Genomic DNA, 10,560 nt, shown 5'->3' with positions numbered 1-10,560 from the left:
GTCATAGCCCTTGGCTTCGCCGCCGAACTTGGACGCCAGAACGGTCGTGATCGCCGCCGTCAGCGTCGTCTTGCCATGGTCCACGTGGCCAATCGTGCCTACGTTGACGTGCGGCTTGGTCCGCTCAAATTTGCCTTTTGCCATTTTTCAACTCCAGAAATTTATAAAGAGTTACAAAACCAGTGAATCACTACCGCCGGCCGCAACGCTTTGCGCGCTGCGCCGGCTCTAAATATGGTGCCCTTTGCGGGAATCGGACCCGCGACCTCTCCCTTACCAAGGGAGTGCTCTACCACTGAGCCAAAAGGGCCTAAATTCTTCAAAAAGTCAAAAGACTTCAATACCCACTGCAGTCCGGCACAAGATCAACCAGCAGAGCCCGCAAACACCCCGAAACCGGAGCCTCGTGGAGCGGGAGACGGGAATCGAACCCGCGTCATTAGCTTGGAAGGCTAGGGTTCTACCATTGAACTACTCCCGCGCAGCTCTGCCAAATTCAACTCACTTCAAACCACTCACAGCCCAAAACCCGCTTTACGCGACCGCCTTGCACTGACCGCTTGCCAAAAATCAAACAAAATCTGGTGGATGAGGCTGGATTCGAACCAGCGTAGGCGTTAGCCAACAGATTTACAGTCTGCCCCCTTTAGCCACTCGGGCACCCATCCTTCAAGCGAACCTCGGATTATGCCACGGTTTTATGTCGGGCGAAATGCCGGGGCCTCGCAAAAACATTAAAAAATGCCGGCCGGGCCGCTTCCGGGGCCGGCGGGACTTTGCGCCTGTCAAACTAGCGCCATGAGCGCCTCACTTCTCCCCCCCTCACCGCCAGAACCGTCCTCCCAGCGCCGGGTCAACCTGGCCTTGCAGGGCGGCGGCTCCCACGGCGCCTTCACCTGGGGAGTCCTGGACGCCCTGTTGCAGGATGAACGCATCCAGTTCGACGGCATCAGCGGCGCCAGCGCGGGCGCGGTCAATGCCGTGGCACTGGCCCATGGATTTGCTGTGGCCACCCACAAGGACAGCGGAACGCCGAATCCCCGGGAGGCGGCCCGCGCATCGCTGGCCCGGATCTGGCAAGGCGTGGCCGCCATGGGCAGCCTGGGCTCCATGGCCGAGGGCATCAGCAAGATGCTGCTGGGCGGCTGGTCCTCCGATAAAGTGGGCACTAACTTCTTCAATAGCGCAATGAGCCAGTGGCTCTCGCCTTACCAGTCCAATCCGCTGGACATCAATCCCCTGCGCAAGCTGCTGCAGGCGGAAATCGACTTTCACGCCATCGCCGGCCTGGATGTGCCCAAGGCCTTTGTATCCGCGACCCATGTGACCACGGGCCGGGCGGAAATTTTTTCGGGCAAACGCCTGACTTTGCAGGCCGTGATGGCCTCCACCTGCCTGCCCACGCTGTTCCAGGCGGTGGAAATCGACGGCCAGTCCTACTGGGACGGGGGATTTTCCAGCAATCCGTCCCTGCTGCCCCTGATCAGCGAATGCAGCAGCCGCGACATCATCGTGGTGCAGATCAACCCCCTGCGGCGGCCCGAGGTTCCCCACACGCCGCACGACATCATGGACCGGGTGAACGAGTTGACCTTTAACGCCAGCCTGCTGTCGCAGATGCGCACCATCGACTTCATCAACCGACTGCTGGCAGACGGGCGCCTGCAGGAGGGCGTGAAGTACAAAAGCCTGCTGCTGCACCGCATCGACGGTGGCGAGGCCCTGGAAGACCTGCCCTCGTCGAGCAAGATGTCGGCCGACGGCGCCATGATTGAAAAGCTGTTTGACATGGGCCACGGCGCGGCCAAACGCTGGCTGCGCCGCCATTTTGAGGCCCTGGGCCACCAGAGCACGGTCAATATCCGGCGCGACTACGTCGGGAGCCTCCCCCAGGAGTTCTAGCCGGGCTGCTCGGCGCTTTTTATTGGCGCTTGTCCGCCACCCGGACTTTGCTGCGCCGGCTGGCTTTTCGGGTGCATGTCGCGCCACTCCCGCGCCTGCGAAAAATGGCCGCATCCAATAAAAGGCACCGGCGGCCGCAGGGCCGACAGCGGCGAGGGATGGTTGGCCACCAGCACCTTGTGGCGCTTCACATCGATCAAGGCCCGCTTGCTTTGGGCATGGGCGCCCCACAGCATGAAGACCACCGGATGGTCGCCGTCGGACACCTGGCGGATCAAGGTATCAGTCAGCACTTCCCAGCCTTTGCCGGCGTGGCTGGCGGGCTGCGCTTCTTCCACCGTAAGACATGTGTTGAGCAACAGCACGCCGTGCGTGGCCCACTTCACCAGGCTTCCGCCGGGCACCGGAAAGGCCGGCGGCGGCGTGCCGAGGTCGCGCTGCAGCTCCTTGAAGATGTTGCGCAGCGAGGGCGGCAAGGCCACGCCGGAAGCCACGGAGAAGGCCAGTCCTTCAGCCTGGCCCCGGCCGTGGTACGGGTCCTGGCCCAGGATCACGACGCGCACCTCTTCGGGCGGCGTCAGTTCCAGCGCGCGCAGCGGCAGGGGCGGAAAAATCGTCGCGCCTTCGGCAAGCCGGCCCTGGAGAAAATCCAGCAGCCTGCGGCCGGTAGGACCGGCGAAAAAAGCCTCGGTGGTGGGTCGCCAGCCCTGCGCCACAGGCCAGTCCGCAGGGTTCGCGCTCTTCAGCTGGTCCGGAGAGTTCATGGCCGCCGCCTCTTCCTCTTTGACTTAGTTGCCTGCGAACAGCTGGGCCAGGGCCAGCCCCGGTTCTTCGGCCCGCATAAAGGCCTCGCCGACCAGGAAGGCATTCACGCCGGCAGCGCGCAGGCGCTTCACCTCGGCCGGCGTGGCGATGCCCGATTCAGTGATGAGCAGTCGGTCCGCCGGTACCTGGCCCAGCATGCCGAGCGTGGTGTCCAGCGAGACCTCGAAGGTCTTCAGGTTGCGGTTGTTGATGCCGATCAGCGGCGTCCTGAGCTTGAGCGCGCGCTCCAGCTCAGCCTTGTCGTGCACTTCGACCAGCACCGCCATGTCCAGCGACATGGCCAGCGCCTCGAGCGACTTCATCTGCGCGTCGTCCAGGCAGGCCGCGATCAGCAGGATGCAGTCGGCACCCATGACACGCGCCTCATACACCTGGTAGGGGTCGACCATGAAATCCTTGCGCAGCACCGGCAAGTCGCATGAAGCCCGGGCCTGCTTGAGGTAGTCGATGCTGCCCTGAAAGAACTGCTTGTCCGTCAGCACCGAGAGGCAGGCCGCGCTGAGCGTACCGTCGCCCTCGGCATAACTTTGCGCGATGTCGGCCGGGATAAAGTCGGCGCGCAGCACGCCCTTGGACGGGCTGGCCTTTTTGACTTCGGCGATCACCGCGGGCTGGCCCGCCGCGATCTTGGCGCGCAGCGCGCCCACGAAGTCGCGTGTCAGCACACGCGACTCGGCGTCTTCACGCATCACCGCCAGCGGTTTCTTGCGAATCGCTTCGGCGATTTCCTGGCGCTTGACGGCGATGATTTTGTCGAGGATATCGGACATGGTGTTCAGGCTGCCAGTTGTTGGGTGGTGGAAATCAGTTGCTGCAGGCGGGCCTTGGCCGCGCCCGACGCCAGCGCCTCGCGGGCCAGCACGATGCCGGCCTTCATCGACTCGGCCACATTGGCGGCATACAGCGCCGCGCCGGCATTGAGGATCACGATGTCGCGTGCCGCGCCGGGCTGGTTGTCCAGCACGCCCAGCAGCATGGCCTTGGACTGCTCGGGTGTCTCCACGCGCAGCGCGCGGTTGCTGGCCATGGGCATGTCGAAGTCTTCGGGGTGAATTTCGTACTCGGTGATTTCACCGTTTTTGAGTTCGCCGACCACGGTGGCCGCGCCCAGGCTGACTTCGTCCATGCCGTCCTTGCCGTAGACCACCATCGCATGCTCGGCGCCCAGGCGCTGCAGCGCACGGACCTGGATGCCCACCAGGTCGGAATGGAACACGCCCATCAGGATGTTGGGTGCACCGGCCGGGTTGGTCAGCGGTCCCAGGATGTTGAAGATGGTGCGCACGCCGAGTTCCTTGCGGATGGGCGCGACGTTTTTCATGGCCGGGTGGTGGTTGGGCGCGAACATGAAGCCCACACCGACTTGCTCTATGCACTTTGCAATGGCTTCGGGGGAGAGGCCGATGTGGATGCCCAGGGACTCGATCACGTCGGCGCTGCCGGACTTGCTGCTCACGCTGCGCCCGCCGTGCTTGCTGACCTTGGCGCCCGCCGCAGCTGCCACAAACATCGAACAGGTGGAGATGTTGAAGGTGTGCGAGCCGTCGCCGCCGGTGCCGACGATGTCGACCAGGTGCGTCTTGTCGGCCACATGAACCTTGGTGGAAAACTCGCGCATCACCTGCGCGGCGGCGGTGATCTCGCCGATGGTCTCTTTCTTGACGCGCAGGCCGGTGATCAGCGCGGCCATCATCACGGGCGACATTTCGCCACTCATGATCAGGCGCATGATGTGCAGCATCTCGTCGTGGAAGATTTCGCGATGCTCTATGGTGCGCTGAAGCGCCTCCTGCGGGGTGATCTTGTGGGTATGGGGCATGGCGTGTCTCGTTTGCTGTGTTGCTTTATGGGTGCTGGACGGGATGGCTCAGTTCGCCGGATTATCGGTAAAGGCGAGCTTCAGGCCAAACGCGATGAACATGACACCGGCCGCACGGTCCAGCCAATGCATGCCGCGCTGCACGGCATCGCGCTTGGCCATCCAGGCGGCCGCCAGGGCCCAGCCCGAATTCACCGGGATGGCGTTCAGGTTGAACAGCATGCCCAGCAGCACAAAAGCCAGGGCCTTGTTGTCGGCGCCGGGCGCGATGAACTGCGGCACAAAGGCCAGGAAAAATATCGCAACCTTGGGATTCAGGACATTGGTCCAGAAGCCCCCCATAAAGACCGCTTTCAGGCGCCGCTCCGGCTGGGCCGCTGCCGCCGCGACGAGATCGGTGGTGGCCTGCGGCGCTTTGGACAACAGGATCTTCGCGCCTATCCACAGCAGGTAGGCCGCGCCTATCCACTTGAGCACGGTAAAGGCAAGAGCCGAAGTGGCCAGCAACGCGCCGACGCCTATGGCCGCCGCGAAGATGTGGACAAAACAGCCAGCCGTGATGCCCAGGCCTGCCACGATGCCGGCGCGCGCACCCGAGCGCAGCGAATTGGTCACGATGTACAGCACGTCGGGGCCCGGCGTCAGGTTGAGCAGCCAGCCGGCCGCGATGAAGAGCAACAGGTGCTGGAAGTCGGGCATGGCTTTGTCCTTTCAGGCCTTGAGATGGAAGAACTGCCGGATGGCGGCCACGGCGCGGTCCACGCCGGCGGCGTCCACATCGAGATGCGTCACAAAACGCAGGCGGTACAAGCCCGTGGCCTGTATGCCCTGGCTGCCCAGGTGCTTGAGCAGGGCCGCCGATTGCTCGCGCGCCGCGCCCGTCAGGTCGACAAACACGATGTTGGTGTGCGGCGGCTCGACCTGCAAGCCCTCGATGCCGGCCAGCCCGTCAGCCAGGTGTTTGGCCAGTGCGTGGTCCTGGGCCAAGCGCCCGACGTGGTGATCCAGCGCATGCGATGCCGCGGCCGCCAGCACGCCGGCTTGGCGCATGCCGCCGCCCGCCATCTTGCGGATACGGTGCGCGCGCGCGATGAACTCACGCGAACCGCACAGCGCCGAGCCGACGGGCGCGCCCAGCCCTTTGCTGAAACAGACGGAGACGCTGTCAAAACAGCCCGCAATGCGGCGCGCCTCAGCCAGCGGGTTGCTGCCCGTTTGCGCGGCCTGCGCGACGGCGGCGTTGAACAGCCTTGCGCCGTCCAGGTGGCGAGCCAGGCCATGTTTTTTCGCGAGCGCGGTGGCCTGCTGAACATAGTCAAACGGCAGCAGCTTGCCGCCCAAGGTGTTTTCCAGTGCCAGCAGCCGGGTGCGCGCGAAATGCGCGTCATCGGGCTTGATGGCCGCCTCGATCTCGGACAGGGCCAGGGTGCCGTCGGTGTGGTGGTTCAGCGGCTGCGGCTGCACGCTGCCGAACACCGCCGCGCCGCCGCCTTCCCAGCGATAACAATGCGCCATCTGGCCGACGATGTACTCGTCGCCGCGCTGGCAATGGGAGAGGATTCCGCAAAGGTTGCTCTGCGTGCCGGTGGGCACAAAGAGCGCGGCCTCGAAGCCCAGCAGGCCGGCGATTTTTTCCTGCAGCGCGTTGACGGCAGGGTCGTCGCCGAACACGTCGTCGCCCAGCGGCGCGGCCAGCATGGCTTCGCGCATCGCGGCCGTCGGCCGGGTCACGGTGTCGCTGCGCAGGTCCACGGAAGCTTGGCTCATACGGTCTGCTCCAGGAAGTTTTTCAGCATGGCGTGGCCGTGCTCGGTGAGTATCGATTCGGGGTGGAACTGCACGCCCTGGATGGGTAACTCCTTATGGCGCACGCCCATGATCTCACCGTCGTCCGTCCAGGCCGTGACGGCCAGGGCCTTCGGGCAGGAGGATTTTTCGATCGCCAGCGAGTGGTAGCGGTTGACGACGAACTGTTCGGGCAGGTCGGCGAACACACCCTGCCGGGTGGTGGTGATCACGCTGGTCTTGCCGTGCATGAGCTGCTGGGCGCGGATGATGTTGCCGCCGAAGGCCGCGCCTATCGCCTGGTGGCCCAGGCAGACGCCCAGGATGGGCAGCTTGCCGGCGAAATGCTGGATCGCCGCGACCGAGATGCCAGCCTCGGCCGGCGAGCAGGGCCCGGGCGAGACCACCAGCAGGTCGGGCGCGCGTGCGGCGATGTCGGCCACGCTGATTTCGTCGTTGCGGAACACTTCGACCTCGGCGCCCAGTTCACCGAAGTACTGGACGATGTTGTAGGTGAAGCTGTCGTAGTTGTCGATCATCAAGAGCTTGTTGCGCTTCATGGTTCAGGCCTCCTGGCGCAGGCGTTGGAACTCGCCGCGCTCAAAGTCAATGGATGCGGCAATCATGGCGCGGTAGGCCGCTTCCAGAATGGCCTCGGGGGCGCCGGCCGCGCGGGCCTGGGCGCGTACGCGGTCTACGATGAATTCGATACGCGCCTGGTCGACGATGTCGCTGGCGCTTTGTTTGATGCGCGCCGCTTGCGCGACATAAGCGCTGCGCTCGGCGACCAGTGCCACGATGCGGTCGTCAAGCGTATCAATGTTGCGGCGCACGTCGGCCATGCTGCGGCAGGGCTCAATGGGTGGACGGTTGGCCGTGCTCATTCCAGCCCCTCCTCGACAAGTTCCGAGGCTCGCAGCAACGCGCGCGCCTTGGCCTCGGTTTCCTTCCATTCGAGCTCGGGCACCGAATCGGCCACCACGCCGGCCGCCGCCTGCACATAAAGCGTCTGGTCTTTGATGATGCCGGTGCGTATGGCGATCGCCACGTCCATGTCGCCGGCATAGCTGAGGTAGCCGCAAGCGCCGCCATAGAGACCGCGCTTGGTGGGCTCGAGCTGGTCGATGATTTCCATGGCGTGGACCTTGGGCGCGCCGGTCAGCGTGCCGGCCGGGAAGGTGGCCTTGAGTACGTCCATGCTGGTCATGCCGTCCAGCAGCACGCCTTCGACGTTGCTCACGATGTGCATCACGTGGCTGTAGCGCTCGACCGCGAACGCCTCGGTGACCTTCACCGTGCCGGTCTTGGCGATGCGGCCTATGTCGTTTCGCGCGAGGTCTATCAGCATGACGTGCTCGGCGCGCTCCTTTGGGTCGTTGACCAGCTCGTGCTCGACGGCCTTGTCGGCCTCCGGCGAAGAGGCGCGGGGCCGGGTGCCGGCCAATGGGCGAATGGTAATTTTTTGGCCCTCGGTGACTTGCTCCTGCCGCACCAGGATTTCGGGCGAAGCCCCCACTACATGGAAGTCGCCGAAGTGGTAGTAATACATATAAGGCGAGGGATTGAGTGAACGCAGCGCGCGGTACAGGCTCAGCGGCGACTCGGTGTAGCGCTTCTTGATGCGCTGGCCGACCTGCACCTGCATGAAGTCGCCGGCTTCGATCAGGCGCTTGGCCTTTTCCACGGCGGCGATGTAGTCGGCCTTGGCGAAGTCGCGTTCGGCCGGGTAGCCCTGCGAAGGCTTGACCACCGGGGCGCTGACCGAATACTTGAGCTTTTCCCTGAGTTCACGCAAACGCTTCTTGGCGTTGGCATAGGCCTCGGGCTGGGCCGGGTCGGCATAGACGATCAGGTAGAGCTTGCCCGAGAGGTTGTCGATCACCGCCAGCTCTTCGCACTGCAGCAGCAGGATATCGGGACAGCCCAGGGTGTCGGGCGGGCAGCTGGCTTCGAGTTTTTTCTCGATGTGACGCACTGCGTCATAACCGAAATAGCCGGCCAGGCCGCCGCAAAACCGCGGCAGGCCGGGCCGCAGCGCGACCTTGAAACGCTTCTGGTAGTCGGCGATGAAGTCCAGCGGGTTGGCCGCCGAGGTCTCCACGACACGGCCGTCCGTCACGACCTCGGTGACCCGGTCGGCGCCAAAGCCCGAGGCGCGCACCAGCGTACGCGCCGGCAGGCCGATGAAGCTGTAGCGGCCGAAGCGTTCCCCGCCGACGACGGACTCCAGCAGGAAGCTGAATTTGCCGCCGTCCTTGGAGTGCGCGAGCTTGAGGTACAGGGATAGAGGCGTTTCAAGGTCGGCAAACGCTTCCGCCATCAGTGGAATACGGTTGTAGCCCTGGCCGGCCAGGCTTTTGAATTCGAGTTCAGTGATCACGGTCAATCCTTTTCAGGGAGGCAAGGCGCATAAAAGCGCTGCCGCCTGTCATTCAACACGCCCCGAAGACCGGGGCCGGGATGCTCCCGCGGGCTGCGGAGGGCATCAACAAAGAAAGGGGGTGTCGCAGAACCTGCGGCAAGTGCACGGGCCGGGGCAGCGCTGTCAGCGTGCCGGCCCGCATGCGCCTCAGGCGAGCGGGAAATGACAGGTACGCCAGGGCCAGGCTCCCCGGTCGCCACAACCTGTTTGAATGATGCGATGAATGAACATGTAGGCCAAAGTGTAGCAAAGACCGGAGCCGGCCAAACCTCGCCGGGCATCAAAAAAAGCCGAACCGGGCCTGGCAGGAGTTGGTGGACAGGCCCCTAGTACTAATGCTTATCTCGCAAACCCTCTTGCGAGGGGCGGCCCCTGAACTCGAAAATGAGAAGATAAAAAACGAACGCTCGTTCTATTCCAACCATTCTTTGGAGACAACCCATGACTTTGACAACGCGATGCCTTGCGGGCCTGGCCGGCTTGATGCTCTCATTCGGCGCGCTTGCAGCACCGATGGAGGTGTCGGGCGTCAAGCTCGACGACCCGATTGAGGTTCACGGCACCAAACTGCAGCTCAATGGGGCCGGCATTCGCTACAAGGCGGTGTTCAAGGTCTATGTGGCCGCCATGTACCTGCCCAAAAAGGCCGCTACCCCCGAAGAGGTCTACACCATGGCCGGCCCCAAGCGCATCAGCATCACCTTGCTGCGCGATATCGACTCCAATGAACTGGGCAAAAGCTTCACCACGGCCTTCACTGAAAACGCACCCAAGGCGGAAATGTCCAAGCTCATCCCCGGACTCATCAAGATGGGCCAGCTCTTTGCCGACCAGAAGAAGCTGGTGGCCGGCGAGGGTTTCACCATCGACTGGATTCCCGGAACCGGCACCGTCATCTCGGTCAAAGGCAAACCGCAAGGCGAGCCTTTCAAGGAAGTCGAATTTTTCAATGCCCTGGTGCGTATCTGGCTGGGCCCGCAGCCCGCCGACTGGAAACTCAAGGATGCGATGCTGGGCAAGACGAACTAGGGAGCTGTTCACGGTCTAAGCGGGACCGCGGCTTTCAGCACGATCAACGGGGCGCAAGCCCCGTTGCCGTTTTTACCGCGTCATTTCTGAAAACGCAGCCCGGCCAGCGAGTCAAGGAAGCCGTCGGCGTCCACCTCACGCACCGGCTCGCCATGGTTGTAGCCATAGGTCACCAGCAGCACCGGGCAACCGGCCGCCCGCGCGGCCCGCGCGTCATTGCTGGAGTCGCCGATCATCAGCGTGCGCGCGGGCGCGCTGCCCAGCGCCTCGCAGGTCTTGAGCAAGGGCAAGGGATCGGGTTTCTTGCGCTCAAACGAGTCGCCGCCAAACACCTCGCTGAAAAAACCGTCCAGGCCTTTGAGCCTGAGCAACTGGCGCGCCATGGCGAACGGTTTGTTCGTCAGGCAGGCCAGCTTGAGCCCGGCTTGCTGCAAGGTGCGCAGCCCTTCCAGCCCACCCGCATACACCGTTGAGTGCAATCCATTGATGGCCGCGTAGTGCCGTTGGTAGCTGGAAAAAGCTTCGGCGTAGCGTGCCGGCAAGTCCGCCGCGGCATGCGCCAGCACCGCCCTGACGAGGTTTTCAGAGCCTTTTCCCACCATGCGCTCCACGGTCGCCGCATCAAGTTGGTGGTGCGCCCGGCCCGGCCGATGCAGGTCGGCCAGCATGGCGTTCACGGCAGCCACGAAGTCTCCCAGCGTGTCCACCAGCGTGCCATCGAGATCCACCATGGCGGCATCAAAATGGGTACGAATCAGAACAGGATTCATGCAAATGG

General features: G+C 63.7%; 12 protein-coding genes and 3 tRNA genes. 2 read left to right on the top strand and 13 right to left on the bottom strand.

The window, feature by feature from the left end:
- The 4 genes from AC1D1F_RS21365 to AC1D1F_RS21350 all read right to left on the bottom strand — a co-directional run.
- A partial coding sequence (locus AC1D1F_RS21365) for a GTP-binding protein (protein ID WP_477664961.1) occupies positions 1-144 on the bottom strand: 144 nt, incomplete at its 3' end.
- Between the two features lie 91 nt (positions 145-235).
- Positions 236-310: transfer RNA gene (locus tag AC1D1F_RS21360), tRNA-Thr, on the bottom strand.
- 97 nt (positions 311-407) lie between these two features.
- Positions 408-481: transfer RNA gene (locus AC1D1F_RS21355), tRNA-Gly, on the bottom strand.
- A 101-nt stretch (positions 482-582) separates the two neighbouring features.
- Positions 583-668 (bottom strand) — tRNA-Tyr (locus tag AC1D1F_RS21350).
- Positions 669-798: 130 nt separating this feature from the next.
- Between AC1D1F_RS21350 and AC1D1F_RS21345 the strand changes: the two genes are divergently transcribed.
- Positions 799-1,902: a patatin-like phospholipase family protein gene (locus AC1D1F_RS21345; protein WP_477678287.1), complete on the top strand. Its 1,104-nt coding sequence runs from the start codon at positions 799-801 to the stop codon at positions 1,900-1,902.
- Here AC1D1F_RS21345 and AC1D1F_RS21340 read toward each other — a convergent pair.
- From AC1D1F_RS21340 to trpE, 8 genes are read right to left on the bottom strand one after another with little or no spacing between them, the layout of a single operon-like run.
- Complete coding sequence (locus tag AC1D1F_RS21340) at positions 1,899-2,666, bottom strand: uracil-DNA glycosylase (RefSeq protein ID WP_477678288.1); 768 nt, start codon at positions 2,664-2,666, stop codon at positions 1,899-1,901. The two genes, AC1D1F_RS21345 and AC1D1F_RS21340, sit on opposite strands and share 4 nt — an antisense overlap.
- A gap of 24 nt (positions 2,667-2,690) precedes the next feature.
- Complete coding sequence (trpC, locus tag AC1D1F_RS21335; RefSeq protein ID WP_477678289.1) at positions 2,691-3,497, bottom strand: indole-3-glycerol phosphate synthase TrpC; 807 nt, start codon at positions 3,495-3,497, stop codon at positions 2,691-2,693.
- A gap of 5 nt (positions 3,498-3,502) precedes the next feature.
- Positions 3,503-4,546, bottom strand: coding sequence for an anthranilate phosphoribosyltransferase (gene trpD / locus AC1D1F_RS21330; RefSeq protein ID WP_477697294.1), 1,044 nt, complete (start codon positions 4,544-4,546; stop codon positions 3,503-3,505).
- A 48-nt stretch (positions 4,547-4,594) separates the two neighbouring features.
- On the bottom strand, positions 4,595-5,245 hold the full coding sequence (locus tag AC1D1F_RS21325) for a LysE family translocator (RefSeq protein WP_477678291.1): 651 nt from the start codon (positions 5,243-5,245) through the stop codon (positions 4,595-4,597).
- A gap of 12 nt (positions 5,246-5,257) precedes the next feature.
- Positions 5,258-6,313 (bottom strand): low-specificity L-threonine aldolase, encoded by a 1,056-nt coding sequence (gene ltaE, locus AC1D1F_RS21320; RefSeq protein WP_477678292.1) that lies wholly within the window; start codon positions 6,311-6,313, stop codon positions 5,258-5,260.
- Positions 6,310-6,891 carry an aminodeoxychorismate/anthranilate synthase component II gene (locus AC1D1F_RS21315; RefSeq protein ID WP_477697295.1) on the bottom strand — a complete coding sequence of 194 codons (582 nt, stop codon included), beginning with the start codon at positions 6,889-6,891 and terminating at the stop codon, positions 6,310-6,312. The genes ltaE and AC1D1F_RS21315 overlap by 4 nt, the downstream gene beginning before the upstream one ends.
- A gap of 3 nt (positions 6,892-6,894) precedes the next feature.
- On the bottom strand, positions 6,895-7,215 hold the full coding sequence (locus tag AC1D1F_RS21310; RefSeq protein ID WP_477679042.1) for a chorismate mutase: 321 nt from the start codon (positions 7,213-7,215) through the stop codon (positions 6,895-6,897).
- Positions 7,212-8,711, bottom strand: a complete 1,500-nt coding sequence (trpE, locus tag AC1D1F_RS21305; protein WP_477679043.1) for an anthranilate synthase component I — start codon at positions 8,709-8,711, stop codon at positions 7,212-7,214. The genes AC1D1F_RS21310 and trpE overlap by 4 nt, the downstream gene beginning before the upstream one ends.
- Before the next feature lie 483 nt (positions 8,712-9,194).
- Between trpE and AC1D1F_RS21300 the strand changes: the two genes are divergently transcribed.
- Positions 9,195-9,782 (top strand): chalcone isomerase family protein, encoded by a 588-nt coding sequence (locus AC1D1F_RS21300; protein WP_477700829.1) that lies wholly within the window; start codon positions 9,195-9,197, stop codon positions 9,780-9,782.
- Between the two features lie 80 nt (positions 9,783-9,862).
- On the opposite strand, the gene gph is transcribed toward AC1D1F_RS21300, so the two are convergent.
- Positions 9,863-10,552, bottom strand: coding sequence for a phosphoglycolate phosphatase (gene gph / locus AC1D1F_RS21295; protein ID WP_477677680.1), 690 nt, complete (start codon positions 10,550-10,552; stop codon positions 9,863-9,865).
- Positions 10,553-10,560: the final 8 nt, after the last annotated feature.

This window comes from Polaromonas sp. P1_H6 (genome assembly GCF_056405195.1).
Note: the sequence above shows the minus strand (reverse complement) of the source record. Positions and strands in the feature narration are given on the sequence as shown.